The organism is Pedobacter sp. UYEF25 (assembly GCF_054061655.1).
Genome location: NZ_JBSSEL010000001.1, coordinates 390,998 through 416,433, shown reverse-complemented (window position 1 = coordinate 416,433; position 25,436 = coordinate 390,998). Strand labels below are relative to the sequence as shown.

Sequence of the window (25,436 nt, the reverse complement as noted above, 5' to 3'; positions counted from 1 at the left end):
TTTTGAATATGAAACACAGTTTAAGAATTAATAATAATTAGAGAATGATTGTATTATTAAGAAAATTACATCAGTTTTGGTTTTTATTTTGCCTCATTTTCTTTTTCGTTATCCTGTATCCATTTTATTATCTAAGCTCACTAAATAGTAGATACTATCCGGTCCTAAATTTGCTTAGAACAATTAATTGCATTTGCAGCTGTGCGTTATCGGGTATTTTCTTTTCGATAAAGTTCGAAATCCCTTTAAATAAAGATAAAACCTACATTTATTGTGCAAACCACAGTTCTAATCTAGACATTATGGTTCTTTGCATTATCGCCAAGGGTAATTTTCATTTTATGGGTAAAGAAGAGCTACTTAAAAGTCCTGTATTAGGTATATTCTTCAGAACGATCGACATTGCAGTAAATCGCGATAGCAAAATTTCTGCATTTCGTGCATTTAAAAGAGCATCAGAAAATCTCGAAAAAGGCATGAGTCTTATTATTTTTCCCGAAGGTGGAATCGCAGATCGATATCCGCCTCAATTGACTGCTTTTAAGAACGGCCCATTTCGTTTGGCTATTGATAAAAGTATACCTTTAGTGCCTGTTAGCCTCGTCAATTTATGGCAAGTGATGTGGGATGATGGTAAAAAGCGAGGGAGTAGGCCAGGAATTTGCGATATTTACATGCACAGTCCGATTTACACGGACGAGATGAAAGTTGAAGAAGCAGATTATTTAAAAGACAAAGTTTTTGAACTCATACAAAGCAAGCTGAAGTACAATGATACTAGATGAAAATACCATTTATAAAATAGCAGAATTGGCTAGAATAGAAATCGCTGATGACAAAGTGGAGAAGCTCATTCCGGAAATGAACAAAATCCTCTCATTCATGGAAAAGTTAAACGAATTGGATACAAAGGGTGTACTACCGCTTGTTTATATGACGGACGCTGAAAATGTTTGGAGAGAAGACGTGGTTAAACAAGAAATTACGACGGCAGAAGGATTAAAGAATGCGGCGAAGCAGAATGGGACTTATTTCATGGTTCCAAAAGTCATCGAGAGGTAGAGATTAAATAAAATGGGCGTTAAATAAGTTATGCCATGTAACAAGTGCATCTATTCAGAAGTCTTAAAAATAAAACGGAATGCAAAATCCACTTATAAAAATACAAGAAATTGGCCGTAAATATGTAATAGGAGCAGAAGTGATTCACGCACTGAAATCTGTTAGTTTAGAAATAAACAAGGGCGAATTTGTGGCTTTGATGGGGCCGTCTGGTTCAGGTAAGTCTACATTAATGAACATCCTTGGTTGTTTAGATACGCCTACCTCTGGCACCTATATCTTAAATGATATTAATGTAAGCCACATGACAGATGATGCGTTGGCAGAAGTTAGAAATCAAGAGATAGGATTTGTTTTTCAAACCTTTAACCTGCTTCCTCGCTCTACTTCGCTAGACAATGTAGCGCTTCCTCTGATTTATGCCGGTGCTAGCAAGAAAGATCGAGATGCAAGGGCAAAGCAAGCGCTTGAAAATGTGGGTCTTGGAAATCGAATGGAACATAAGCCAAACGAACTTTCAGGAGGGCAGCGGCAGCGCGTTGCGGTGGCTCGGGCGCTGATAAATAATCCTTCTATTATACTTGCAGATGAGCCTACCGGAAATTTAGATACGAAGACATCGGTTGAGATTATGAGCTTGTTGGAAGAAATCCACGACAAAGGCAATACCATCATTTTGGTCACGCATGAGGAGGACATTGCACAACATGCACATCGAATAGTGCGTATGCGCGATGGATTGATAGAAAGCGATGATCCTAATTTGGACATTAAATCCGTTTCACCAAGGCTTGATGCGTTAAAAGCAAGCGGTAGCGATTGGGAAAATATTAAATAGTAAGCTTATCGTTTGCTTCCTAATTAATGTCTTTTATATGATCTTGGCCTTATAGTTATGAAAATTTATACAAAAACCGGAGATGCCGGCACTACCGGTTTGATTGGCGGAACGAGAGTGGCAAAGTCCCACCTTCGCATTGAAGCTTATGGGACGGTAGACGAGCTTAACTCTTATGTTGGTCTGATTGGTGCCCAAGAAATCGACATTCATTATAAAAGTCTTTTAAAAGAGATTCAAGATCGACTTTTTACCATTGGCGCTTCTTTAGCAGCCGATCCAGAAAAAAGTAAGATGAAAATTCCTGATCTTTTAGATAAAGATATAATTTTGTTAGAAACCGCTATTGACGAGATGACTGGCGAGCTTCCAGAATTAAAACATTTTGTTTTACCCGGAGGAAATAATATTGTATCATTTTGCCACATTGCACGCTGTGTTTGCAGGCGCACAGAACGATTAAGTGTTCAATTGGCCGAAACGAGTTTTGTAGATGAAAAAGTGCTCATTTATTTAAATAGACTAAGTGATTTTCTTTTTGTGCTTTCCAGAAAATTAACTCAAGATTTTAATCTTGAGGAGAACATTTGGATACCTAGAAAATAAAATCGAAATAAGTTTGCTTTGCTCGTTTATTTTGATATTATTTGCGAATTATTTGAAAAGCGCATTAAATTGATTTAAGATATGTATTGGACACTAGAATTGGCATCGCATTTAGAAGACGCTCCATGGCCGGCGACTAAAGATGAATTAATAGATTATGGAATCCGCTCTGGAGCGCCTGTGGAAGTTATAGAAAATCTTCAAGCCTTGGAGGATGATGGTGAACCTTATGAAACCATTGAAGAGATTTGGCCGGACTATCCTACAAAAGAGGATTTTTTCTTTAATGAAGACGAGTATTAAAAAGGTACTTTAAAGTTTTTTTTAAGCCTCTATCTGCCGATAGAGGCTTTTTTTTACCCCAATATTACATTTTCAAAACAATAAATGTTGGTGGGTGTTAAGTGCTTATAAAAATTACTTTTAAACTTTAAAACTAAAAATTATGGGAAATTTATTGTATTTGGTCGCGGTAGTGTTGGTAATCATCTGGGCCATTAGCTTTTTGGGTGGCTTCTATACAGGCGGCATAATCCACATCTTATTGGTATTAGCCGTTATTGCAATACTGCTTAAAATAATCGGAAGAGCAGCCTAATATAGGAATTAACAAACTGGTTAGTGAAGGTTAAAACTTCATTAACCAGTTAATTTATTTCGTTTATAAAAAAATCGGCGAGGTATACGTCTACAGGATATGTGATTTTAATGTTGCGTATCTCACCTTCCAACAAAAAAATTTCCACTCCATCTTTTTCTACTACACTTGCATCGTCAGTAAAGGTTTCGCTAAATTCTTGGCAATAAGCGTGTTTTAATATTGTCGAACTGAAGACTTGCGGCGTTTGAACCATAAATATTTCGCTCCTATTTAAGCAAATAGAGTTGATACCTATTTTTTTTCGCACACTTTCATTGGCCATTACGGCCGGAACGGCATTTCCAAATTTTTTGGCAGCCGTAAAGCAAGCATCTATTAGGGCTGTAGAAACCAAGGGTCTTACCCCATCATGTACCGCAATAAATCCTTCCTCAGTAATTTTATCGATCGCATTTTTGACAGAATGAAAACGCTCATTTCCACCCACAACTACGCTATGAGGCGTGTCGAAATGATAAGTTAGGCAAAGTTCAGCCCAATAATGGTGTAAATCGCTATTAAGGACTAATAAGATTATTGGCTTTGACTTACTTCTCGCAAACGAATTTATAGTGTGCATTAAAACTGGCAGCCCTTTCAAAAGTAGAAACTGTTTTGGAACCTCAGTATTCATTCTTTTGCCCGAGCCGCCGGCAACTATAATTGCGTAGTTTTTCATGTGAAGTAGTTAGATAATTGATCTAAATACCAGCTGACAATGATTAAATAATTAGCATTGCATCGCCATAGCTGTAAAATTTGTATTTTTCTTTTACAGCTACTTCGTAAGCATTCATTATATTTTCATAACCACCAAATGCACTCACCATCATTAATAAGGTAGATTCGGGTGTATGGAAATTGGTAATCATCGAATTTGCGATGTTAAACTCATAAGGGGGGAATATAAACTTGCTCGTCCAATCATTTGCCGGTTTCAACCTCCTGTTCGCAGACACTGCAGATTCGATGGAACGCATAGAAGTGGTCCCTACCGCACAAACTCTACGTTTCTCCTCGATAGCTTTATTAACCATGTCTGCATCTTTCTGCTCGATGATGAACTGCTCAGAATCCATTTTATGCTTGGTAAGATCTTCTACTTCTACAGTTCTGAATGTTCCTAACCCAACGTGTAAAGTTACTTCTGCAAAATTTATTCCTTTCAGTTCAAGTCTTTTCATCAACTCTCTGCTAAAGTGTAAACCTGCTGTTGGCGCGGCTACCGCACCTTCGTGCTTGGCGAAAATGGTTTGATAACGGTCTTTATCTTCAGCAGTTGCCTTCCGTTTTATGTATTTTGGTAAAGGAGTTTCTCCTAAAATTTCAACATTTTTTCTAAATTCCTCATTTGTACCATCAAATAGAAAACGAATGGTACGTCCGCGGGATGTAGTATTGTCAACTACTTCTGCAACCAATAAATCGTCTTCACCAAAATAAAGCTTGTTACCAACCCTAATTTTTCGTGCCGGATCTACTAAAACATCCCATAAACGCAATTCTTTATTTAATTCACGCAACAAGAAAACCTCAATAGTAGCCCCAGTTTTTTCCTTATTACCGTATAAACGCGCAGGAAACACTTTTGTATTGTTTAAAATCAAAACGTCTTGATCATCAAAGTAACCTAAAACGTCTTTAAAAATTTTATGTTCAATCTTGCCGCTGTCTTTATGTAAAACCATTAATCGGGCTTCATCCCGATGTTCTGAAGGTTTTTCTGCGATTAAAGACTCCGGTAAGTTAAATTTGAATTGTGATAATTTCATGCTCGATGCAAATTTTTTGAGGTGCAAAAATACAAATTTAAATCTGTATTGTCAGTTATGTAAGTGTAATTTGGTCTTTTAGTTCATACTTAGGGGTGGTTGAGTTAAATATTTTTACGTTTTCTTTAAAACTGAGCAAATAACCTTTGTTGCCTTTAGAAATCGCTTGTGGTGTAACTTTTTAGTAATTTTGTAATCTAATGTTTAACTATGATAATTTTTAGGTTAATCGGCGAAAGTATTCGCTTTGCTTTTGATGCTTTAAGGCAAAACAAAATGCGCACCATTTTATCCCTATTGGCCATAACAATAGGTATTTTTACCATTATTGCGGTGTTTTCAGCTGTGGATAGTTTCAGGGCAAAATTACAAGCTAGTGTAGATAAATTGGGTTCAAATACATTGTACATCCAAAAATGGCCTTGGGCTTTTGGAGGGAATTACCCTTGGTGGAAATATGTAAATCGCCCACAACCCTCTGAACGCGACTTTACCGCTTTAAAGGAGCGATTAGAGAACGCAGATGGCATTACATACCAGATGTCTACAGGTAATCGCATTATAAAATATCGCAGTAACTCTGTGGAGGGCGCAAACGTGGATGCGGTTTCTCAAGATTTTGATAAAACTTGGAATTTCGAGCTAGAAGACGGTAGATATTTTACCCAAATGGAAAGTGATAATGGCTCACCGGTCTGTTTGTTAGGTGCCGAAATTGCACGTGGTCTTTTTAGCGGAGATGATCCAATAGGCAAACAAGTTAACGTGTTAGGCAGGCGATTAAGCGTAATAGGTGTTTTTAAGAAGGAAGGCGAGGACATGCTCGGCACTTCATTGGATAATAACGTAACAATTCCTATAAATTTCGCAAAGGGCATTTTAGATGTGCAAAGCGATAATTACGATCCACAAATAACGGTTCGTGGCAGTGATAAAGTTTCTCTGGAGGAAGTAGAGAGTGAGTTACACGGATTAATGAGGTCTATTAGGCGCATTAAACCTGGCCAAGAGGACGACTTTGCGCTGAACAAAACAACAATTATCTCAAATCAGCTGAACAGCTTGTTCGATATGGTTAATATTGCGGGATGGGTAATCGGCGGATTTTCTATCTTGGTAGGGGGATTTAGCATCGCCAATATAATGTTTGTATCGGTTAAAGAGCGAACAAATATCATTGGCATTCAAAAATCTCTCGGCGCAAAGCGATACTTCATTTTGCTCCAGTTTATTTTCGAATCCATCTCGCTTTGCATTTTAGGTGGTTTGTTAGGCTTATTGCTTGTCTTTATATTAACAAAAATTATTAGTGCTACTGCCGATTTCGATATTGTTTTAGGCTATAAGAACATTGCTTTAGGAATAGGTATTTCCGTTATTATTGGAACCATTTCCGGATTTTGGCCGGCTTACTCTGCTTCGAGATTAGATCCTGTTGAAGCGATTAGAAGTTAGCGGGTCAAGGAACTTAACACTTCTTACTTCCATTACCCTTCAATTCGAAAAGGACCTCTAATGACGAATTATACGGAAATAAAAAATCCCTTTTCAATTGGTTGAAAAGGGATTTTTCGATTTTTGAGTTAGCCCATTAGCTCAGTTTGGCCAAAGCGTCCTTTATTCTTTTCAACGCTTCGATCAATTTGTCGTCTGCTGCCGCATAAGATAAACGGATGTAGTTGTTGTTTCCGAAAGAATCTCCCCCAACAGTTGCCACATGGCCAACGTTTAATAAATAAAGCGCTAAGTCTGAAGAATCCTTGATCATATTTCCATTAGCATCTTGTTTGCCGAAAAAAGAACTAATTTCTGGGAAAAAATAAAATGCGCCATCCGGTAAATTTGTTTTTACGCCAGGTATCTCATTTAAAAGCTTAAAGACCAATTCTCTGCGACGCAAAAAAGCTTCTTTCATTTTGTCTACCGTTTCCAGACCTTGTTCGTAAGCTACAATTCCTGCACGCTGTGCAATAGAACAGGTACCAGAGGTGGTTTGTCCTTGGAGTTTGTCGTTTGCTGCGGCAATTTCTTTGTTCGCAGCCAAATAACCCAGTCTCCAACCTGTCATGGCAAAAGCCTTTGAAAAGCCGTTTATAATAATTACGCGGTCTTTAATGTTTTCGAATTGTGCAATAGATTCATGTTTGTCTACAAAGTTTATGTGCTCATAAATCTCATCTGATAAAATGAAAATATTTGGATGTTTTTCAAATACCTCGGCTAAAGCCGCAAGTTCGCCTTTAGAGTAAACCGTTCCTGTAGGGTTACATGGCGATGAAAACATAAATAACTTGGTCTTTGGCGTAATCGCAGCCTCTAACTGAGCAGGGGTAATTTTAAAATTGCTCTCGATATCTGTATCAATAAAAACAGATTTCCCTTCTGCTAGCACAACCATTTCAGAGTAAGAAACCCAGTATGGTGTAGGAATAATTACTTCATCACCCGGATTAATAAGTGTTAAAATAACGTTAGAAAGCGACTGTTTTGCGCCTGTAGAAACTACAATCTGGGAGATGTCGTAATCTAAATTATTTTCTTTTTTTAATTTGTTTACAATTGCTTGGCGTAAATCCGGATAGCCTGGAACAGGAGAGTAACGCGTGTAATTTTCATCTAAAGCGATTTTTGCAGCATTTTTAACATGCTCGGGCGTGTTAAAATCGGGTTCGCCAACGCTTAGGCTAATGATATTAATTCCTTTTGCGCTTAAATCTCTGCCTAGTTTTGTCATTTTTAGAGTGGCAGATTCTGATAAATTGTTTATTCTTTGTGATAAAATGCTCATGTTTAAATACTTTGACCACAAATATATAAACCAAATGTTTTATACGCCAAAAAAGGCTGGTTTTTTGTAAATTAATTTAGCTGATAACTGTACTTTTGAAAAAAAAGATGTTTTGGACGTAAAAAAGAAAGCAATTGTGATTTCGTTAGCTTTGAGTATTGTGCTCATGCTAGCAAAATTTGCCGCATACTTTATTACAGATAGTAATGCCATTTTTAGTGATGCGGCAGAAAGTGTGGTAAATATAGTTGCATCCGGCTTTGCATTTTATAGTATTTACCTAACCAGTCGCCCCAAAGATGAAAATCATCCTTACGGGCATGGCAAAGTGGAATTTTTTTCTTCTTTTTTGGAGGGTATTCTCGTACTCATTGCAGGCCTGGTTATTATCGTTAAGGCAGGTTATAATTTCATTTATCCGCAAACGATATCGCAACTTTATCTCGGTACATTGGTTATCGGAATAACTGGTTTGGCAAACTTACTGATGGGATTATACCTTATAAAGGTAGGAACCGTAGAAAGATCTATCACTCTTAAATCCGACGGAAAACATTTACTTACAGATACTTACACAAGTGTGGCTGTTGTAATTGGCTTGCTGCTCGTCCAGTTTACAGGTTTAATTTGGTTAGATAGTTTGTGTGCAGGCTTAGTGGCGTTTTACATCGTTTATGTAGGATACAAGTTAATTAGAAGCTCAGTTGCGGGTTTAATGGACGAAAGTGACGGTTTGTTGGTTTCTCAATTGGCCAACACGCTTCAAGAAAATAGGCAGAACGCTTGGATAGATGTTCACAACCTCCGCACACAGAGATACGGACCAGATTTACACATTGATTGTCATGTAACTTTACCTTATTATTTCGAATTAACACAAGTGCATCAACAAATTTCTGACTTTGATGAGCTGATAAATAAGAGCAAAATTGGGAGGGCAGAATTATTTATTCATGCAGATCCTTGTTTGCCACAGTGTTGCCATTATTGTCATTTAGAAAACTGCCCGGTTCGATCAGAAAGGTTTAAAGAGGAGATTGTATGGACGCCGGAGCTTATTGTAAAAAATTATAAACACTTCACAAATGAGCTACTTTAATGTTCGAGTGTATGGTCTGTTGATCAATCAAAAAAATGAAGTTCTTGTAAGCGATGAAGAAGAATACGGCTTCAAGTTTAGCAAGTTTCCAGGCGGCGGTTTGGAGTTTGGCGAAGGGTTAATAGATGGCTTAAAACGAGAGTTTTTAGAAGAGTGTTTTATAGAAATTGAAGTTTTAAGCCATTTTTACACAACAGATTTCTTCGAGAAATCATACTTTAACGACAGTCAGTTGATTAGTATTTACTATTTAGTTAAGGAAATTACGCCTCTAAAACTTACATTTAAAACAAAAATATTTGATTTTGATGGAAATGAAGACATTAAACAAGCTTTTAGATGGGAGAATGTTGCGATGTTGAATATAGATGCATTAACCTTTAAAACAGACAGGACTGTAGGCAACATGTTGAAATCAGTTTCAAAAGTCTAAATCTAAAAAAAGTAAATATCATGAATACCGATTTACCGTCGATTGACGAAAAGAAAAATTTAGTAGAAAGAGATAAGAAGGTTATTTGGCATCCATATACGCAAATGAAGAATGCGCTACCACATATTCCCATAGTTAGGGGAGTTGGATCCTACCTTTTTGATGAAGACGGAAAGCGTTATATAGATGCAGTTTCTAGTTGGTGGGTAACAATACATGGACACGCACACCCACATATTGCACAAAAAGTTTCTGAGCAGTTGTCTGTGCTAGAGCAGGTTATTTTTGCGGGCTTTACGCATGAACCGGCGGTTAAACTAGCAGAACGACTACTTCCACTATTGCCTGGCGAACAAGAAAAGGTGTTTTATACAGATAATGGTTCAACAGCGGTAGAGGTTGCTTTAAAGATGAGTCTGCAATATTTCAATAACATCGGGAAGCCAAAAACTAAGATCCTGGCCTTTAAAAATGCTTACCATGGCGATACTTTCGGTGCAATGAGCGTGAGCGGAAGAAGTATTTTTACCGATGCTTTTAACGGGTTGTTGTTCGATGTTGTTTTTATAGATTTGCCAAATGAAAATAATGTCGAAAATCTAAAAACTCAGATTTTAGCGTTAAAATCCGAACTTGCCTGTTTTATTTTTGAACCACTTATTTTAGGTTCTGGTGGGATGTTGATGTATGAAGCAGCGCATCTCGATCAGCTTATTGAATGTTGCCAAATCAATGAGGTCTTGACTATTGCTGATGAAGTGATGACGGGATTCGGCCGTACGGGAACTTTTTTTGCCTGCGAAAGATTGAATCATAAACCAGATATTTTTTGCTTGAGCAAAGGATTGACCGGTGGGACAATGCCTCTTGGCATTACCACATGTAGCAACAAGATTTTCGATGCATTTTTGAGTGAAGATAAGGTGAAAACGCTTTACCACGGGCATTCTTTTACAGCAAATCCTTTATCTTGTGTGGCCTCTCTGGCGAGTTTAGATATCCTATTAGATCCTAGTACTCTTCAGAACATTAAAAGAATAGAAGCTAGCCACGCTAGTTTTGCAGATGAAATCCGAGGGCATAATAAACTCAAAGAGATTAGGCAAACAGGGACGATCATAGCCTTCGAATGGCAAACCGAAGCAGGAACATCCTACCTCAGCGAATTAAGGGATAAATTATATAACTTCTTTTTAAACAAAGGTATTTTACTTCGACCACTCGGGAATATCATCTATATTTTGCCCCCATACGTAATAAGTGATAGCGATTTGCGAGAAGTATACGACGCGATAAAAATGGCCTTAGAGGAAGTATGAGGCAATAGTTTTATTTCTAAAAAAAATTGAATAATTATTATTCATTAGAGGAAGTAAGAAAACGATTTTGGATACCGCTGCTACCCGTTTCTACTACATATTTCAACAAAGAGAAAATTTAGTCGGCTTTAATACATTCGCTACTTTGGAAGACTGTAAAGATTTTGTAGTCCTAGAAGTATCTAATTGGTAAATATTTATAAAAGTTTAAAATCTTAAAACTATTTTTAAAATATCGACTAGCCTAAGCTCATTCGGCTAGCGTCCATATAAATTGCATTCCAACGGTGTCCATCTAAATCTAGAAAGCCAAATCCATAAATAAAACCTCCATCATCATTTGGATGAGCGTAAATTGTCCCTCCGGCGTTTTCCACTTTTTTTAGCAGCTCGTCAACCGCCTCTTTACTTTCCGCATCGATGGAAAGGAGCATTTCGCTGCCTTGTTCTGGATTGGAAATAGTAGTCGCTACAAATCCTTCGAATATTGGCTTTTCAAAAAGCATCATCACGAAATTAATTTCTCCAATCAAAAAAGAAGCTGAATCAGGTCGACTGCCATACTCTAAATTAAGTCGGAAACCGATTGATGTAAAAAAAGCTTTCGATTTTTCTGCACTTTTTACCGGAAGATTGAGCCAGATGGATTTTGTCATATTAGGGAATTCAAGGTTTAACTGATTGGTGCTTCTGCAATGCTAAAGACCCAATCAGTGGAAAATAACTTATTTTTGAGCGTATTTTTCTGCAAGTTGTTTTGGAGCGACCTCACAATAAGACAATTTTACCGCTTGGTCTATTAGGCCTTCTTCAACAAACTTTAGTTCAAAAATAGTCCAACCTTGTTTGCCCCAACCCGCCGGTGCGGGATATATGGCAGAAGGATCTAAATCGCTAAATTTAACCTGGTTTATTGTCGATAACCTAAGTATCGCCTTAAGGTTCTGTGTGTTTAGTGTGGCAAAAATCTTATCTTCCACCTTAAACGATGTTTTCTCTGCTTGTGTCTCTTCAATTACATCCTCAAAAGAGATTGCAATGTTTTTAAAGTGTTCTACTTGTGGCATGTTTATAATTTGAGCAGCTTTTGAGGGTGTTTTGCTGCATGATTTAAAATAAGATTTACAATATAATCATTGCTGTTGTATAACGAAAGTTTTTCTCTAAAATTTGATAGTCCTGCATCTACTTCAGTTTTATCAGATAAATAACCCATGCCAAAAAATTTGCCATGTTCTACTACAAGGCAACTGCATTCTTCTGCATTTCTACCTTCATCTAACAATGCAAAGTTAGGTTGATTTTTTTTAATTTCCTCAAGTGCATTTTGCACCCTTCTATTATATACGGAAACAGTTTCGATTTCACTGCAAACTCCAAAGCATTGCCCTGCCAAATGTGTGCTACAAGATTTTGCCGTTTTCTGTAAGTGACAAAGTTTACCACAAAGCTGATAATTATCTATTAGAAAAGTGACAAAATTAAATCCTTCCAACAAATTATTAAACGAATGTATTGCCTTATAATTTGTTTTATGGGTATCTATAGCCAAACGTAAATAGCCTTTTTGATCTTCGAAAACACATAGGTCATATTTGGGTTCATATCTCTTCATCGCCCTATTATTGGTTGGCCAAAGACGCTTAATTTCATTCGCTTCTAGAATTAAAGCCATTAGTTCAGTTCCACAAACAGTGTGGTCGATGTAAAAAATTTCTCTTAAAAAATCTTGTCTTTGCTTGTTTGGCTTATTGCCCGTAAAATGGCTGGCTACTCGTTTTTTTAAACTTTTTGCCTTACCAACGTAAATTATTTTCCCCTTTTTATCTTTAAAGTAATATACTCCCGGACTATCTGGGAGGTTTAAAATAATCTTCTTGTCCAAATTCGGTGGAAGCACTTGTTCTTTCGATGTTTTTTTAAGCATTTCTGCGATAATTCCCTCTTTATCACATTGCAATAAAGAATTAAATAAAATACTTGTGGCGTCAGCATCACCCGCAGCTCTATGTCTATTGCTCAACGGAATATTAAGCGAACTACAAAGTTTACCCAAACTGTAAGAAAGTTTCCCAGGAAAAACTTTTCTACTGAGACGTACAGTACAAAGCTTTTTGCACTGCAAATCATAACCAGTTGAAGCCAACTGATATTTTAAAAAAGAATAGTCGAAATTTACGTTATGGGCTACAAAAACCTTATCAGACAATAGCTTAAAGATTTTTGCAGCTACTTCATAAAATTTTGGCGCATTGATAAGCATTTGTTGATCAATCCCCGTCAGCGCAGTGATGTAAATTGGGATGTTACGTTCGGGATTAATGAGTGTAGAAAATCTCTCTACCACCTTGCCATCATCATGTATGTTTATGGCGACTTCAGTAATCCCACTTGCTGAGGCATGACCTCCCGTGGTTTCAATATCTACAACTGCGTATAACATTCAACATAAAATTTATCACAAATCTATGCTAAAATAATTAGTAAAAAAAAGAAAAAAATATTTTTGTAACGTAAGCGCTTTTTATGCCTCAAAAGCGTTAATATATATTTATCAGTATTATTTTCCCGTTATGGATCTCCATATCTTTCAATTTAGTATGCGCTAAAGCTAACCAAATAAGACATTTTAGTTGTTTTACGAAAATGTATTTTAAAATATCTTATTTAACAATCAACCGTTGTTTTTTAGGAAAACAAAAATTAGCACTAATCTTTAAGTAAATAGAAAAAAGTAAAGTACACGTCATTTATTTTAAATAGGTGAGTAATACAGCTTCCAAAGCAGTTTAAGTTAGCATCTATACTCCGCTTTTAACTTAAGCGTTGAATTCTAGAAAACAATTCTGCGCAAACTTTTTATAACTTACTTAATAACTTACTTAAATTCGGTTTTATGCCAACCATAATCGGCACTGCGCTGAACACCCTATTTTGGATTTTGCTAAATCCATACATGTAGCTTGCTTCAATAAATAAATTTGCGCTACCAATGTTGTATTCTATTCCGGCGCCTCCTTCGGCAATGCCTAGCGTATTCGTTTTATTGCTTAAAGTCACTTCAGCCATTGCAGTGTTAACCGCAGCTTGTGGAGTCAAAATAAACCCACCACCGGCACCAGCGAAGCCGTAAAATCCCCATTTCTGTACAATTTTTCGGTACCCTAACGCAATGTTAAGCAAGTACGTCGTAGACCTTCCTTTTTCCAAATTATAATTAAATCCAGCATCTGGTTTAAGTTGGTTGAAACCAAACGAATGTAGGCTTACTTTTGGATATAAAAATAAGCCTCCGTCGCCAAAACCCAAGTTCAAGCCTAAGGCTGTAGAAAATTTCGCTTTCAAAAAGTCGCTCGTCTCTCCAATGGGAAAAGAAAACCCCGCACCGTTCATTGTATAAAGTTTATCGACACGCTGAGCGAAAACTTTTGGGCTTAAAACAAAAACTGCAGCTGCAGTAAGTAGTATTAATTTTATTTTCATCTTTTATGATTTGAGTTTTTAACAAATTTTAACATAAAAAGTTTCCTTTTTTTCTCTTCAACTATTTACCTTAAAAAGATATTTAACGGAAAAAATCAAAAATTTTGAAGAACATAAATTTTTGGTAGATTAATGTACTAAATTTGATTTTTTAGTTTATTTTTGTTCAGATATTTGATGCAGAATATAAACAAAACATGAACTATAGTATATCGGACTTAGAGAAACTCTCTGGCATTCAGTCTCATACAATTAGAGTGTGGGAGCGCAGGTATAAAATATTGAAACCGCTTCGTACGCTAGGAAACACCCGTTTGTATGACGACGATGAATTAAAAAAGCTTTTGAGTATTGCCACACTCAATAAATCTGGTTTAAAGATTTCTAAAATTTCTAAACTTTCCACAGTTGATTTAAATAAACTTATTTCAGTTAGAGAAAATGCACATGTTGGAGAGAATGATTTAGATGTAGTTATCGCTCAAGTGTTAAATAGCGTATTCGACTTCGACGAGCAAAAAATTGAAATTTTATTAAATAAATCGATCAAAACATTTGGTTTCATAACGTGTTATAAATGCATCATGTATCCGCTATTGGTTAGGTTGGGTTTCATGTGGCTAAAGCAAAGCATTTTCCCTTCTCACGAGCATTTTTTAGTAAATATTTTAAGGCAGAAAATTATTGCCGCTGTAGACGCTATTCCATCTGTAAAGAATTTTAAGAAAACATGGATTTTATTTCTTCCCGAGCACGAAAATCATGATGTAGGTTTACTTTTTGCAAAATATTTGTTAAAAAAGGCTGGGCAAAAAGTAATATATCTCGGAGGAAATGTTCCACTGCCTGATATGGCTGAAATTGTAAAAAATACTCATATAGATTACGCGTTATTATTTATGATTAAAGCTCGGAACATTAACGAAGCACAATACTATTTTGATAAATTAGTTGAAAACTGCAAAGGCATTCCCGTATATGTGGCAGGCAACAAAGAGATTTTAAAAACAGTAAAAAAACCCATCGGAGTAACCTGGTTGAAAACGGTAACTCAGTTTGAAGCATGTATTAACAATTAAGGAAAGCTATGAAAGCGATATACGATCAATTATCTGCTGATTGCAGTAAAATGACCACCGAAAGGTACAGCACAAGTTTTTCATTTGGCATTTACTTTCTAAATAAAGATCTGCGACCGGCAATCTATTCTATTTATGGATTTGTGAGGCTGGCTGATGAAATTGTAGATACTTTCCATGATTTTGATAAATCTTACTTGCTTAGAAAATTTAAAGACGATACATTCGAATCAATTGCGCATGGAATTAGTTTAAATCCCGTGTTGCATGCATTCCAACATGTCGTAAATAAATATAATATCGATCATAAGTTGATAAACCAATTTCTAAAAAGTATGGAAATGGATTTAGAGAAACAGGAATATACAACTGCCTTGTACGAAGAATATATTTTAGGTTCAGCAGAAGTGGTTGGATTGATGTGTTTAAAGGTTTTTACCAAAGGTGATGAGGTAGAATATGAGCGCCTCAAACCATATGCTATGAAACTTGGTGCTGCTTTTCAAAAGATAAATTTCTTAAGGGACGTAAAAGCTGATCATCAGGAATTGAGTAGAAATTATTTTCCTAATGTTAATTTAGCAGCTTTTTGCGATAGACAAAAACAAGAAATTGAATTGGAAATTAAGGGCGATTTAAAAATTGCGTTACAGGGAATAAAGATGTTGCCGGTCAGCTCCAGAAACGGTGTTTATCTGGCTTACGTATATTATCAAAAACTGTTCATGAAAATACAGCGCCTGTCGGCAGAAAATATTATGATAGAACGCATTAGAATTCCAAATCGAATAAAGATTGGTTTAATGCTAGATTCTATGATAAGAAACAAACTTAACGTTATTTGATGTTACAGAAAATTAAATGATGAATCAACAATTGATTTTGGTAGACGAAAATGATTGCCAAATTGGCAAAATGGAGAAAATGGCTGTTCATGAGACTGGCGCATTGCACCGTGCATTCTCCGTATTTGTGTTCAACAGTAAAAATCAACTGCTTCTTCAACAACGTGCGCACGATAAATATCATTGTGGCGGGTTGTGGACAAATACATGTTGTAGTCATCCAAGGGTGGGCGAAGATAACACCTCGGCAGCCTGCAGACGTTTATTGGAAGAGATGGGTATGATTTCTAGTCTCGAACATAAATTTTCTTTTAAATATTACGCAAGTTTCGAGAACGGACTGATAGAGCATGAGATCGATCACGTTTTTTTCGGATTTTCCGATCAGATACCAGTTTTAAATCCTACGGAAGTTGAAGCTTATAAGTTTATGACTTTGGAAGAATTAAGTTTGAATATCGGACAAAACCCGAGCCTATATACGCCTTGGTTAAAAATTTGTATCTCTCAAGTAATCGAGTTTCAAAATTCTTCTAAACAAAAAACGGGAATGCAACCTAAGTCACACTCCCGCATCTAAATTAACGCTCTCGGAATCAAAGGTAAAAAAACATTTATCAATAAAAAACAATTTTTTACGAAGCTACGTAACTAAATGACATACAATCACTTATGTATTGTAACAATTTAGCGCTAAAAAAAATTACTTTAATTTTAAACTAAATAAATAGCTTTCAAAGTTTTTGATTAAACAATTGAGCACTAGTTGTGTTTTTTTTTAAATTACTCCCCATGGAAAGATTAGAAATCGTCGAAATGTTAGCAGAAATCAATCAGCAGGTAAGTTCGTCCATTCTTGGCGGAATGAACGATAAGTATGAGGAATTGGAGGCACTTGGGTTGGTTAAATTTGATACTGAAAACGCGCAGTGGTCTGCATCTTTAACTCAAAAAGGCCACGAGTTTTTGGAAAATAGAGGTGGAAAAGAAAACTTCTAAAATCTTTTTTAAAATAGAAATACCTTTCGTGCTGACCTCATACTTTAGCACTCTGTGCTGATAAACCTCCGCTTGCGTTAGCCTTTAAGTTCCATATTATTATTTCTGTATCTTGCAAAAACTTTAAAAATCCTGCTTTTGGATAGTCCAGAAAATTTTCTTTCTTTCAGAACAGTTCATGTTACTAGATATGTTAGTCCGTTACGAGAAGGCGGCTCATTGCCTGCATTGGTAGAGGCAGATGACGGTTTTTTATATGTTTTAAAATTCGTTGGTGCGGGCCAAGGTCCGAATGCACTAATCGCAGAATTAATTGGTGGCGAAGTGGCACGTTTGTTAGGGTTAAATGTGCCGGAACTTGTATTTGCTAATTTAGACGAAGCGTTTGGTAGAACAGAACCTGACGAAGAAATTCAAGACTTATTAAAAGCAAGTGTAGGGTTAAATTTAGCATTGCATTATCTACAGGGAGCAATTACATTTGATGCGACGGTGGGAAATATCGACCAATTGCTGGCGTCCAAGATTGTATGGTTAGATTGTTTTTTAACCAACATGGACAGAACTTGCAGAAATACCAATATGTTGATTTGGCACAAAGAACTTTGGCTAATAGATCACGGGGCTGCATTGTATTTTCACCACTCTTGGGACAATTGGGAGAAAAAGGCAGAAAGTCCGTTCTTACTAATTAAAGATCATGCATTATTGCCTTGGGCAACTCGAATGCAAGAAGTGGATGAGCAGTTTAAAGCCATTTTGACTGAAAGTAAGCTTAAGGCTATAGTTGGTTTAATACCAGATCAATGGCTTCGTTCCGAAGGTAATTTTGACGACAGTCAAAGCCACCGTGCAGCTTACTTAAAATTTCTATCAAAGAGATTAGCGCATTCTATTATTTTTATAAACGAGGCAAACCATGCAAGAGAAATTTCTGTTTGAGTACGCCGTGATTAGACTTGTGCCTCGGGTAGAGCGCGAAGAATTCTTAAATGTGGGTGTGGTGTTATTCTGCACTGCGAAAAACTTTTTAGAAGCTTTTATTTCCGTTGATCAGTCTAGGATTTTATGTTTAAATAGAGAAACCGATTTTGAGATGCTTCAAAATCATCTAAATGCTTTCGAAAACATAGCAAAGGGAATTAAGGGTTCTGGTGTAATTGGCTTTTATGACATAGCCTCGAGATTTAGATGGTTAACTGCCACGAGGAGTACAATTATTCAGTGTTCTAAGGTGCACCCCGGGTTCACAACAAATCCACATGCAACCTTAAATCGTTTGCATCAACAATTGGTTTTATGAAAGAATAAACATAAAAGTCAAAATTTTCTAAAATTGCAGCCAAACTACTTTCGTGGATCAACTATTTATTACATCATTTAAGGTTTTAAAAATTGGACTTGAACCAGGCTTAATTAAGCTTTACAGCAACTCCGCTCTTTGGACTTACCTTAAGGGAAAGGATCCTGATAGACTTTTGTTCCTAATTGACGAGATAAAGAGGAGATATGAGGAGAAATATCAGAAACCGCTGCATATTGGAGATTCGTCGCTTTTGGTAGAAATTTTAATCCATGTCTACTGTCACAATGTGGGATTATGCATATTGCCTTTTGTTAAAATTAATTTTTTCAGGACTGTCCTTGAAAAATTAATTGAGCGTGCGAGTATTGTCGATTGTGGAGAATTTAAAAGTGATACAAATCGTTGGTTTTGGGATTTACTCGGACCTTTTAAAACAATTGTAGTCGGCGCTTTTCCGAATGAATTAAAAATGATTAGCTATGCTAAACCTACAGGCTAGCAAGAAAAATATGTGCTTGCCTAGCAACTAGTGATGCTGTTTTTACATCCAGATATTGCGAATAATAATCGTCTTGAGAATGGTTGATAAATAGTACACTTCGGTTGAGGGTTGCATTTATAATTGCATCACTTAACGCTCGCGCAACTGCCGGACAGCCAAGACTTTTTCCCAATCTGCCGAGTTCGTCAATGCAATCTTGACTAACATAGTCGGCGCCATGTAACACTATGTCTCTATTGCGAGCATTGTCGTTAAATCCACTATCCAAACCATCTAATCGCATTGATCGGCCGTGTTTGCCAAAATAAACTTCTCCTGTTATGTAAAATCCAATGCTACTTTCGTTAGAGTTTAGTAGGTTGGAAAAATGATCAGGTTTATCTTCGCCACTATTTTTTCCATGCGCTACCCAAGTATTCAAAAGCAATTTTCTATGTACAACATCGATGAGAAAAAGTCTCTTTGTGCAACTTTCTTTATCAAAATCGATTATCGTAAGAATGTTGCTATTGGCAGATAATCCATCGAATTGCAAATTATAAAATCCAGTAATTGCCTTTTGAAAAACAAGAGGATTCAATCCAGCTGAGTCTAAATGTGCCTCTCTAAAAATTTCTAGGGTAAAAGAGTTATATAAGCTATCTGCTGAAATTATACCCGCAAACTCGTTTCCATAAAAAGAATTTACAGAAGCATTAGACCTTGCAACATTAACAATGAAAAGAAGAAATAATGTTGGTATAAACTTAAGAAAAGATCTGATCATCAAAATAGAGTTGGAAAGATTAGGCTATTTACGCTATGAAAAGCAGAATAGTGTCCAAATAGCTGATTATTCAATATCTAGTTATTTTTATTGCTTTAATATGACAATTATGCTAGCGCATTAACAAAAATGGAAATTCAACTGAGCCAACCATTTTGGTTAGAACTTGATCTAAGTTTTTTATCTTTGGCTTCAACACTAAAAGTATGGATGACGAGGGAAAGGATGAATCTTTTTGGAAAAAATATAAGCACTTCGCAAGTACCGAAATTATTATGTATTTAATAATGGTTATAGGTATTGGAGTCGGAATAATAATTATTTTACTAAACACCTAGAGTTTTGACTACCGGAATATTTTTGTTCTGGGTTTAAGTAGGCCGAAATTAGTTGGAATAAATATTGCACATCAAAAATCTATCTTAAGACAATGGAATGGCAGACGATAAGATTTAATCATTAATTAATTTGTCTTATATTTAAAACAATTGTTCTTTTTTAGCACCTTTGATTGTCATTCTTTTTAAGAAAGTAACTTATTCCTTACATGAAACTAAATTTAAAACGTCCGCTTGCATTTTTTGATATAGAGGCGACAGGCCTAAATGTTGGCGCAGACAGAATTGTTGAAATTGCCATTTTAAAAGCGATGCCCGATGGGTCTGAAGAAGTGAAAACCTGGCGGGTTAATCCTGAAATTCCCATTCCCTTAGAAACATCACTCATTCATAATATTTATGATGAAGACATCGCAAACGAACCTACTTTTAGAATGCTTGCAAAGGAGTTGGCCGATTTTTTTGGTGATAGCGATCTAGCCGGGTACAATTCTAACAAATTTGATATCCCCATGTTATTGGAAGAGTTTTTGCGATCTGGCCTTGATTTTGATATGACAGAGCGTAAGTTCGTAGATGTGCAAAATATTTTTCACCAAATGGAACAGCGTACTTTAAAAGCTGCTTATCATTTTTATTGTAAGGAAGATTTGGTAAATGCCCACGCTGCGGAGACTGATGTACGTGCGACCTATAAAGTACTGCTAGGTCAGTTAGATTTGTATAAGGATAAAGAGTTTGAAAGTAAAGATGGCAAAAAAAGCAAACCAGTAGTTAATGACATCGACCAATTACACAATTTTACCAATTTGCAAAAGCCCGTAGATTTTGCAGGCAGGATGGTTTATAACGACAAAGGCGATGTGTGCTTTAATTTTGGAAAGCACAAAGGTAAAACCGTTTTGCAAGTTTTTAGTGCCGAACCCAGCTATTATGCCTGGATGAAGCAGGGGGATTTTCCGTTGTACACCAAGAAAAAATTGGATGAGGAATGGGCAAAGTTCAACGAGAAGAAAAATGAGGAAAGGACATCAAAGGCGGCAGCTGAAGTTAAAAAAGTGCCAGTCCAGCACATAGAAACAACTCAACCTGTGCGCAAAGAGTTTAAACCAAAGCAGCCAGCCAAGCCGATAAATGACGAAATGCTGGATCAGCTCAAAATGAAATTCGGGAAATAATAATTTTAGATGAAGGTGTTGTATATGAGGTTTTTAGTCGCCTTTGCTTTAATTGTTTTCGGGTTTCTTTATGCCAGTGCACAGGTTAAACTTCCTATTGATCCTGTCTTTCAAAAAACATATACTCAAAAAACTAGAGATATGTCGGGGAAACCTGGCATAAATTATTGGCAAAATCATTCTGATTACAAGATTAAGGTTAACTTCAATCCAGATACCAGGCTTCTAAATGGACATGTAGACATCACCTATTCTAATAATAGTCCAAATACATTAAATCAAATTTGGTTCAAGTTGTATCCAAATTTGTATAAAAAGGGTACCAGTAGAAAATCTAAAATTGCTGACGCCGATTTGGGTGATGGTGTTTCCATCCAACAATTTAAAGTTAATGGAAAGGCAATTAGCAATTATCAGGTCGATGGAACGAACATGACATTGTCGGTGCCGTCGTTGCTTCCAAAAAGCAAGATGACATTTTCTATAGATTACAGTTATGTCTTAAATAGAGGGTCGCACATTCGCACAGGCCAGGTTGATGAAGGGTCTTATTTTATCGCTTATTTTTTTCCACGAATAGCCGTTTACGACGATGTTGACGGATGGAATAAATATCCATATAACGGAGCAGAAGAGTTCTATAACGATTTTGATCATTTTAAAAGTGAGATAACAGTTCCAAAAAATTTCGCAGTTTGGGCTACCGGAGATTTGTTAAACGCCAATGAAGTTTATCAGCCACAGATAGTGAATAAAATTAAACTCGCAGAACGCGTTGACTCCGTGGTAGATGTAATAAATGATAAGGAATTAAAACAGCAGCTGGTGACAGCGCAAAATGCATCCAATACATTCAAGTTCGAAGCTAGCAATGTAACGGATTTTGTTTTTGCATTAAGCGATCATTATCTGTGGAAATCAACAAGTTTGGTGGTAGATTCAGTAACTAAAAGGCGAACGCGAGTAGATGCAGCCTTCAATTCGACACATAAAGATTATTATGAAGTGATAGATTTCGCCAGAAAAACAGTTCATGCAATGAGCTACATTTTTCCAAAATGGCCATTTCCCTATCAGCATGAAACAATATTTGACGGTTTGGATCAAATGGAATATCCAATGATGGTAAATGATAATCCTGTAGAGAACCGTACAGATGCAATTACATTAACAGACCATGAGATCTTTCATACCATGTTTCCATTTTATATGGGTATCAATGAAACAAAATATGGGTGGATGGATGAAGGTTGGGCAACTATTGGAGAATGGACGATTTCTTCTATGATAGATTCTACCATCGTTGATGAATATGGGATCCAACCAACTGCAGCTTCTTCTGGTAGTAGAAATGATACGCCCATTATGACTTTAACTCCGAATTTATCCGGTAGCGGTGCTTTTACAAATTCTTATCCAAAACCCGGCCTAGGCTACCTGTATATTAAGGATTATTTGGGAGAGGTAAAATTTAATGTAGCTTTGCACAATTACATTAAAAATTGGCATGGTAAACACCCAATGCCATTTGATTTTTTCTACAGTATAAATGCAGGCGCCGGAGAAAATTTAAACTGGTTTTGGAAAAGGTGGTTTTTCGATGGAGGCATTACTGATATGGCCATCACAGCAGTAAATAAGACAGCAGATGGGTATTCGATTGCGATAGAAAATAAAAGTTTAAAGCCATTGCCGGTCGATCTGACCCTGAAATACCAGAATGGCGACGAAGAAGAACTACATTACACCATCGCCGTTTGGAAAAATGCTGAAAAGACGATAGCGACTATTAAGACGCAGAAAAAGTTAAAAAAGGTGGTATTGGGAAGCGCTCACGTACCCGATAAAAACAAGCATGATAACATTTTTTCAGTAAATTAGAAGAGACTGACAGGTTTGTTAAGTTTTTGTATCTGCATTAATTTTTAAACTGTTTATGTTTTCAATTTGGTTGGTGAGCCGATATTGCTTTGACGTGATGTACGGCAGGTGTTCGGTGAACGCCTAAATCATTTAAATCGTATTGAAATATATACTGAATTAGAATTTAACTTATGATTTTAGCGATCTGATCCGGAGGCGATAGCGTTTTTTAGCGCATTTCTCTCATCATCGAATCTCCAAATTCCATAATAAAAATTTATTTCTATTTTCAGCGTTTAGACGCAAAGTCCATTATGCGGTTAACGATTGCAGGGAAAATCCTTTTTGAGAGAAATGAGCAGAAAGATTGAAACGAAAAGCGTAACCCTTTTTTGGGGAACGCCCAATAACTGAAAATGGAAAATATGGTTAACGTGAACGACATTGACCATTGTTCACTTACGCTCATCGAAATTCTAAATCTCCATATCCCGGATTTCAATCTGTATCCGTAGAATTTTTGTACATGCTGCCAATATCTTTAGAGTATTTGCTTTCCACTACCTTGCGTTTAACTTTTAATGTCGGCGTAATTTCTCCTTCGTCTATACTAAAGGGTAGACGTTTTATTTTGAACGCTTTTATGCGCTCAAATTTTGCCAGTTCGGTCGATATTTTTTTAATATCTGTTTCCATCCAAGCCATGATTTCAGGATCTTCGATGAATGTATTATCTTGTTCGAAAAAGTTGTTTTGTAACTTAAAAGTTTCTTGAAGTGTCTCTCTATTAGGAATGATGATGGCTGTGATAAATTCGCGTTTATCGCCAATTAAGAACAACTGGTCGATTTTAAGGCTTTTCAGATAAATATTTTCCACAGGTGTTGGATAAATATTTTTTCCATACGCATTTACAATCATATTCTTCAAACGATCTGTAATTTGTAAGTTTCCTTTATAAAACCTCCCAATATCGCCCGTGTGAAACCATCCTTCTCTGTCAATTGCCTCGGCGGTCTCTGCAGGCTTGTTGAAATAGCCCTTCATAACACAGTGGCCGCGTACAATCACTTCTCCTTCTTCGCATTCAAAGTCTGGGGCAAAACTTTCATGCGTCTGGTTGGTTACAAATAATTTCGATTCAATATTCTGTATAGCTACTTCAATTCCCGGAATTATTCTGCCTACCGTGCCGTAAACTTGCCGATGGAACTCTGTTACCGACATGACTGGGGAGGTTTCTGTCAATCCAAACCCCTCTAAAATTACAATTCCCAAGTCTCCAAAAAATTCTCCAACGTTTTTGGGTAATGCCGCACCTCCAGAGATCATAAATTTTAATCGACCACCCGTTTTCTCTTTTATTTTGCCGAAAACAAGCTTTTCTGCAACAGCTTTTTTAGCGCTTAGCAGAAAACCGGGTCTGTGATCACTTTCCAGCGTGTTGCGATAAGTTTTTCCAACATCCAACGCCCAGTTAAATATTTTTGCTTTTGCGCGCCCATTTGAGGTTGCCGATTTGATTGCTTTATCGTGTATACGTTCCAACAACCGCGGAACGCAGCTCATTACCGTTGGCCTCACTTCTCCCATATTTTTTGCTAAGAGCTCTAGGCTTTGAGCAAAAGCAATTTTGCACCCTTGCGTACAACAAACGTGATAAGTGGCAGTACGCTCGAATACGTGAGAAAGCGGAAGAAATGATAAAAAGGTTTCATCTTTATTAATTACAGGAATTTGTTCCAGACAAACTTTTACATTTTCAACAAAATTACTATGTGTTAACATCACGCCTTTAGGTGTACCAGTAGTTCCCGAGGTGTAGATTAGCGATGAAATATCTTTTGGCATCACTAACTTCCTGCACTGGTCTATCGCCGCTTGTTCAGATGGGGTAACTTGGTGTTTTAACGCTAATATGTCCGCAAAGGCGATGATTTCTACATTCAAACCTTTCGGCACCTCAATAGCCTCGTACTCCGCGAACGCTGGAATTAAGTATTCAATTGACTTTGCATTAGAAATGAGTTTTAAAACCTTTTTATACAAAAAACTGGTGCCAATAAGTAACGCTTTAATTCCAGAATCGTTGATGATGTATTCGGTTTCTTTCTCTGAAAGTGTTGGGTAAATTGATACATTTATGGCACCTATTTGCTGTATGCCCTGATCAAAATACACGTACTCTGGCGAATTCTCTATTATTAATCCCAAGCGGTCTCCCTTATTTATTCCTTTTTCTAAAAAATAGGCAGAAACTGCGTCGGCTTTCTTCAAAGTTTCCTCAAACGAAATTTCCTTCCAATCATCTCCATTTTTTGCCAATAAAAAGGTTTCGCTAGCGGGGTGGATATGTGCTACTACGTTACGTAATAGGGTTGGGACGGTAGAATATTCGGTTATTAAAGACATAAAAATGGTACTGTAAAGTTTTAAATCACAATATTAGTTAATTTTAGCCTAACATTTAAACCAGATTTGGTGTGAGATTTTACATTAATTAACTAGGTTAACTGATTT

The 25,436-nt window shown here is 36.5% G+C and carries 29 protein-coding genes; 20 read left to right on the top strand and 9 right to left on the bottom strand.

The features are described 5' to 3' along the window. Positions 1 to 44: 44 nt before the first annotated feature. From ACVWYG_RS01680 to ACVWYG_RS01655, 6 genes are all read left to right on the top strand, one after another. Positions 45 to 785 carry a lysophospholipid acyltransferase family protein gene (locus tag ACVWYG_RS01680; RefSeq protein ID WP_457268389.1) on the top strand — a complete coding sequence of 247 codons (741 nt, stop codon included), beginning with the start codon at positions 45 to 47 and terminating at the stop codon, positions 783 to 785. Continuing rightward, positions 772 to 1,062 carry an Asp-tRNA(Asn)/Glu-tRNA(Gln) amidotransferase subunit GatC gene (gene gatC, locus ACVWYG_RS01675; protein WP_457268388.1) on the top strand — a complete coding sequence of 97 codons (291 nt, stop codon included), beginning with the start codon at positions 772 to 774 and terminating at the stop codon, positions 1,060 to 1,062. Before ACVWYG_RS01680 ends, gatC begins: the two co-directional genes overlap by 14 nt. Positions 1,063 to 1,141: 79 nt before the next feature. Beyond that, the gene (locus tag ACVWYG_RS01670) at positions 1,142 to 1,900 is read left to right on the top strand and encodes an ABC transporter ATP-binding protein (RefSeq protein WP_457268387.1); all 759 of its coding nucleotides are present in this window, start codon (positions 1,142 to 1,144) and stop codon (positions 1,898 to 1,900) included. Positions 1,901 to 1,957: 57 nt separating this feature from the next. After that, positions 1,958 to 2,506 (top strand): cob(I)yrinic acid a,c-diamide adenosyltransferase, encoded by a 549-nt coding sequence (locus ACVWYG_RS01665; RefSeq protein ID WP_457268386.1) that lies wholly within the window; start codon positions 1,958 to 1,960, stop codon positions 2,504 to 2,506. Between the two features lie 81 nt (positions 2,507 to 2,587). After that, on the top strand, positions 2,588 to 2,809 hold the full coding sequence (locus ACVWYG_RS01660; protein ID WP_010603503.1) for a DUF2795 domain-containing protein: 222 nt from the start codon (positions 2,588 to 2,590) through the stop codon (positions 2,807 to 2,809). A gap of 142 nt (positions 2,810 to 2,951) precedes the next feature. Further along, on the top strand, positions 2,952 to 3,104 hold the full coding sequence (locus tag ACVWYG_RS01655) for a lmo0937 family membrane protein (RefSeq protein WP_457268385.1): 153 nt from the start codon (positions 2,952 to 2,954) through the stop codon (positions 3,102 to 3,104). A 49-nt stretch (positions 3,105 to 3,153) separates the two neighbouring features. Here the strand turns inward: ACVWYG_RS01655 and ACVWYG_RS01650 are convergent, their stop codons facing one another. Continuing rightward, positions 3,154 to 3,825, bottom strand: a complete 672-nt coding sequence (locus ACVWYG_RS01650; RefSeq protein ID WP_457268384.1) for a 2-C-methyl-D-erythritol 4-phosphate cytidylyltransferase — start codon at positions 3,823 to 3,825, stop codon at positions 3,154 to 3,156. 43 nt (positions 3,826 to 3,868) lie between these two features. After that, complete coding sequence (gene queA / locus ACVWYG_RS01645) at positions 3,869 to 4,918, bottom strand: tRNA preQ1(34) S-adenosylmethionine ribosyltransferase-isomerase QueA (protein ID WP_457268383.1); 1,050 nt, start codon at positions 4,916 to 4,918, stop codon at positions 3,869 to 3,871. 210 nt (positions 4,919 to 5,128) lie between these two features. Here queA and ACVWYG_RS01640 point away from each other — a divergent pair, with 210 nt between their 5' ends. Further along, positions 5,129 to 6,373, top strand: a complete 1,245-nt coding sequence (locus ACVWYG_RS01640; protein ID WP_457268382.1) for an ABC transporter permease — start codon at positions 5,129 to 5,131, stop codon at positions 6,371 to 6,373. 136 nt (positions 6,374 to 6,509) lie between these two features. Here the strand turns inward: ACVWYG_RS01640 and ACVWYG_RS01635 are convergent, their stop codons facing one another. Continuing rightward, positions 6,510 to 7,706: a pyridoxal phosphate-dependent aminotransferase gene (locus tag ACVWYG_RS01635; protein ID WP_457268381.1), complete on the bottom strand. Its 1,197-nt coding sequence runs from the start codon at positions 7,704 to 7,706 to the stop codon at positions 6,510 to 6,512. Positions 7,707 to 7,842: 136 nt separating this feature from the next. Between ACVWYG_RS01635 and ACVWYG_RS01630 the strand changes: the two genes are divergently transcribed. Genes ACVWYG_RS01630 through bioA form a run of 3 tightly spaced genes read left to right on the top strand, consistent with a single transcriptional unit; the run spans position 7,843 to position 10,557 of the window. Further along, positions 7,843 to 8,805, top strand: coding sequence for a cation diffusion facilitator family transporter (locus ACVWYG_RS01630; protein ID WP_457268460.1), 963 nt, complete (start codon positions 7,843 to 7,845; stop codon positions 8,803 to 8,805). Beyond that, on the top strand, positions 8,792 to 9,238 hold the full coding sequence (locus ACVWYG_RS01625) for an NUDIX domain-containing protein (protein WP_457268380.1): 447 nt from the start codon (positions 8,792 to 8,794) through the stop codon (positions 9,236 to 9,238). The genes ACVWYG_RS01630 and ACVWYG_RS01625 overlap by 14 nt, the downstream gene beginning before the upstream one ends. Before the next feature lie 20 nt (positions 9,239 to 9,258). Next, positions 9,259 to 10,557: an adenosylmethionine--8-amino-7-oxononanoate transaminase gene (bioA, locus tag ACVWYG_RS01620; protein WP_457268379.1), complete on the top strand. Its 1,299-nt coding sequence runs from the start codon at positions 9,259 to 9,261 to the stop codon at positions 10,555 to 10,557. 239 nt (positions 10,558 to 10,796) lie between these two features. Here the strand turns inward: bioA and ACVWYG_RS01615 are convergent, their stop codons facing one another. The 4 genes from ACVWYG_RS01615 to ACVWYG_RS01600 all read right to left on the bottom strand — a co-directional run bounded on the left by ACVWYG_RS01615 (position 10,797) and on the right by ACVWYG_RS01600 (position 14,040). Continuing rightward, positions 10,797 to 11,213 carry a VOC family protein gene (locus ACVWYG_RS01615; RefSeq protein ID WP_457268378.1) on the bottom strand — a complete coding sequence of 139 codons (417 nt, stop codon included), beginning with the start codon at positions 11,211 to 11,213 and terminating at the stop codon, positions 10,797 to 10,799. 69 nt (positions 11,214 to 11,282) lie between these two features. Beyond that, positions 11,283 to 11,624 (bottom strand): MmcQ/YjbR family DNA-binding protein, encoded by a 342-nt coding sequence (locus ACVWYG_RS01610; RefSeq protein WP_457268377.1) that lies wholly within the window; start codon positions 11,622 to 11,624, stop codon positions 11,283 to 11,285. Between the two features lie 2 nt (positions 11,625 to 11,626). Beyond that, positions 11,627 to 13,000, bottom strand: a complete 1,374-nt coding sequence (locus tag ACVWYG_RS01605; RefSeq protein WP_457268376.1) for an exonuclease domain-containing protein — start codon at positions 12,998 to 13,000, stop codon at positions 11,627 to 11,629. A gap of 416 nt (positions 13,001 to 13,416) precedes the next feature. Beyond that, on the bottom strand, positions 13,417 to 14,040 hold the full coding sequence (locus ACVWYG_RS01600; protein WP_457268375.1) for a hypothetical protein: 624 nt from the start codon (positions 14,038 to 14,040) through the stop codon (positions 13,417 to 13,419). A gap of 197 nt (positions 14,041 to 14,237) precedes the next feature. Between ACVWYG_RS01600 and ACVWYG_RS01595 the strand changes: the two genes are divergently transcribed. From ACVWYG_RS01595 to ACVWYG_RS01565, 7 genes are all read left to right on the top strand, one after another. Further along, the gene (locus ACVWYG_RS01595) at positions 14,238 to 15,119 is read left to right on the top strand and encodes a MerR family transcriptional regulator (RefSeq protein ID WP_457268374.1); all 882 of its coding nucleotides are present in this window, start codon (positions 14,238 to 14,240) and stop codon (positions 15,117 to 15,119) included. A gap of 8 nt (positions 15,120 to 15,127) precedes the next feature. Further along, positions 15,128 to 15,964, top strand: coding sequence for a phytoene/squalene synthase family protein (locus ACVWYG_RS01590; protein WP_457268373.1), 837 nt, complete (start codon positions 15,128 to 15,130; stop codon positions 15,962 to 15,964). A gap of 16 nt (positions 15,965 to 15,980) precedes the next feature. Continuing rightward, positions 15,981 to 16,544: an isopentenyl-diphosphate Delta-isomerase gene (gene idi / locus ACVWYG_RS01585; protein WP_457268372.1), complete on the top strand. Its 564-nt coding sequence runs from the start codon at positions 15,981 to 15,983 to the stop codon at positions 16,542 to 16,544. Between the two features lie 212 nt (positions 16,545 to 16,756). Continuing rightward, a complete protein-coding gene (locus ACVWYG_RS01580; RefSeq protein WP_457268371.1) occupies positions 16,757 to 16,963 on the top strand; it encodes a hypothetical protein in 207 nt (68 codons plus the stop codon). Between the two features lie 132 nt (positions 16,964 to 17,095). After that, positions 17,096 to 17,905 (top strand): HipA family kinase, encoded by an 810-nt coding sequence (locus ACVWYG_RS01575; protein ID WP_457268459.1) that lies wholly within the window; start codon positions 17,096 to 17,098, stop codon positions 17,903 to 17,905. Next, positions 17,883 to 18,266: a DUF3037 domain-containing protein gene (locus tag ACVWYG_RS01570; RefSeq protein ID WP_457268370.1), complete on the top strand. Its 384-nt coding sequence runs from the start codon at positions 17,883 to 17,885 to the stop codon at positions 18,264 to 18,266. Before ACVWYG_RS01575 ends, ACVWYG_RS01570 begins: the two co-directional genes overlap by 23 nt. 52 nt (positions 18,267 to 18,318) lie before the next feature. Further along, positions 18,319 to 18,768, top strand: coding sequence for a hypothetical protein (locus ACVWYG_RS01565; protein ID WP_457268369.1), 450 nt, complete (start codon positions 18,319 to 18,321; stop codon positions 18,766 to 18,768). Here ACVWYG_RS01565 and ACVWYG_RS01560 read toward each other — a convergent pair. Continuing rightward, positions 18,758 to 19,537 (bottom strand): murein L,D-transpeptidase catalytic domain family protein, encoded by a 780-nt coding sequence (locus ACVWYG_RS01560; RefSeq protein WP_457268368.1) that lies wholly within the window; start codon positions 19,535 to 19,537, stop codon positions 18,758 to 18,760. The genes ACVWYG_RS01565 and ACVWYG_RS01560 overlap by 11 nt on opposite strands. Positions 19,538 to 19,743: 206 nt before the next feature. On the opposite strand from ACVWYG_RS01560, the gene ACVWYG_RS01555 reads away from it, so the two are divergent. The 3 genes from ACVWYG_RS01555 (at position 19,744) to ACVWYG_RS01545 (ending at position 22,934) form a co-directional block, all read left to right on the top strand. Further along, positions 19,744 to 19,875: a hypothetical protein gene (locus ACVWYG_RS01555; RefSeq protein WP_457268367.1), complete on the top strand. Its 132-nt coding sequence runs from the start codon at positions 19,744 to 19,746 to the stop codon at positions 19,873 to 19,875. Between the two features lie 209 nt (positions 19,876 to 20,084). Beyond that, on the top strand, positions 20,085 to 21,053 hold the full coding sequence (locus ACVWYG_RS01550) for an exonuclease domain-containing protein (RefSeq protein ID WP_457268366.1): 969 nt from the start codon (positions 20,085 to 20,087) through the stop codon (positions 21,051 to 21,053). A gap of 24 nt (positions 21,054 to 21,077) precedes the next feature. Then, positions 21,078 to 22,934: a M1 family metallopeptidase gene (locus tag ACVWYG_RS01545; RefSeq protein WP_457268365.1), complete on the top strand. Its 1,857-nt coding sequence runs from the start codon at positions 21,078 to 21,080 to the stop codon at positions 22,932 to 22,934. A 480-nt stretch (positions 22,935 to 23,414) separates the two neighbouring features. On the opposite strand, the gene ACVWYG_RS01540 is transcribed toward ACVWYG_RS01545, so the two are convergent. After that, positions 23,415 to 25,328 (bottom strand): AMP-dependent synthetase/ligase, encoded by a 1,914-nt coding sequence (locus ACVWYG_RS01540; RefSeq protein ID WP_457268364.1) that lies wholly within the window; start codon positions 25,326 to 25,328, stop codon positions 23,415 to 23,417. Positions 25,329 to 25,436: the final 108 nt, after the last annotated feature.

Coding starts and splice junctions, on each gene's coding strand:
- ACVWYG_RS01680 (WP_457268389.1), top strand. CDS start 45: ATGATTGTATTATTAAGAAAATTACATCAGTTTTGGTTTTTATTTTGC.
- gatC (WP_457268388.1), top strand. CDS start 772: ATGATACTAGATGAAAATACCATTTATAAAATAGCAGAATTGGCTAGA.
- ACVWYG_RS01670 (WP_457268387.1), top strand. CDS start 1,142: ATGCAAAATCCACTTATAAAAATACAAGAAATTGGCCGTAAATATGTA.
- ACVWYG_RS01665 (WP_457268386.1), top strand. CDS start 1,958: ATGAAAATTTATACAAAAACCGGAGATGCCGGCACTACCGGTTTGATT.
- ACVWYG_RS01660 (WP_010603503.1), top strand. CDS start 2,588: ATGTATTGGACACTAGAATTGGCATCGCATTTAGAAGACGCTCCATGG.
- ACVWYG_RS01655 (WP_457268385.1), top strand. CDS start 2,952: ATGGGAAATTTATTGTATTTGGTCGCGGTAGTGTTGGTAATCATCTGG.
- ACVWYG_RS01650 (WP_457268384.1), bottom strand. CDS start 3,825: ATGAAAAACTACGCAATTATAGTTGCCGGCGGCTCGGGCAAAAGAATG.
- queA (WP_457268383.1), bottom strand. CDS start 4,918: ATGAAATTATCACAATTCAAATTTAACTTACCGGAGTCTTTAATCGCA.
- ACVWYG_RS01640 (WP_457268382.1), top strand. CDS start 5,129: ATGATAATTTTTAGGTTAATCGGCGAAAGTATTCGCTTTGCTTTTGAT.
- ACVWYG_RS01635 (WP_457268381.1), bottom strand. CDS start 7,706: ATGAGCATTTTATCACAAAGAATAAACAATTTATCAGAATCTGCCACT.
- ACVWYG_RS01625 (WP_457268380.1), top strand. CDS start 8,792: ATGAGCTACTTTAATGTTCGAGTGTATGGTCTGTTGATCAATCAAAAA.
- bioA (WP_457268379.1), top strand. CDS start 9,259: ATGAATACCGATTTACCGTCGATTGACGAAAAGAAAAATTTAGTAGAA.
- ACVWYG_RS01615 (WP_457268378.1), bottom strand. CDS start 11,213: ATGACAAAATCCATCTGGCTCAATCTTCCGGTAAAAAGTGCAGAAAAA.
- ACVWYG_RS01610 (WP_457268377.1), bottom strand. CDS start 11,624: ATGCCACAAGTAGAACACTTTAAAAACATTGCAATCTCTTTTGAGGAT.
- ACVWYG_RS01605 (WP_457268376.1), bottom strand. CDS start 13,000: ATGTTATACGCAGTTGTAGATATTGAAACCACGGGAGGTCATGCCTCA.
- ACVWYG_RS01600 (WP_457268375.1), bottom strand. CDS start 14,040: ATGAAAATAAAATTAATACTACTTACTGCAGCTGCAGTTTTTGTTTTA.
- ACVWYG_RS01595 (WP_457268374.1), top strand. CDS start 14,238: ATGAACTATAGTATATCGGACTTAGAGAAACTCTCTGGCATTCAGTCT.
- ACVWYG_RS01590 (WP_457268373.1), top strand. CDS start 15,128: ATGAAAGCGATATACGATCAATTATCTGCTGATTGCAGTAAAATGACC.
- idi (WP_457268372.1), top strand. CDS start 15,981: ATGATGAATCAACAATTGATTTTGGTAGACGAAAATGATTGCCAAATT.
- ACVWYG_RS01580 (WP_457268371.1), top strand. CDS start 16,757: ATGGAAAGATTAGAAATCGTCGAAATGTTAGCAGAAATCAATCAGCAG.
- ACVWYG_RS01570 (WP_457268370.1), top strand. CDS start 17,883: ATGCAAGAGAAATTTCTGTTTGAGTACGCCGTGATTAGACTTGTGCCT.
- ACVWYG_RS01560 (WP_457268368.1), bottom strand. CDS start 19,537: ATGATCAGATCTTTTCTTAAGTTTATACCAACATTATTTCTTCTTTTC.
- ACVWYG_RS01555 (WP_457268367.1), top strand. CDS start 19,744: ATGGATGACGAGGGAAAGGATGAATCTTTTTGGAAAAAATATAAGCAC.
- ACVWYG_RS01550 (WP_457268366.1), top strand. CDS start 20,085: ATGAAACTAAATTTAAAACGTCCGCTTGCATTTTTTGATATAGAGGCG.
- ACVWYG_RS01545 (WP_457268365.1), top strand. CDS start 21,078: ATGAGGTTTTTAGTCGCCTTTGCTTTAATTGTTTTCGGGTTTCTTTAT.
- ACVWYG_RS01540 (WP_457268364.1), bottom strand. CDS start 25,328: ATGTCTTTAATAACCGAATATTCTACCGTCCCAACCCTATTACGTAAC.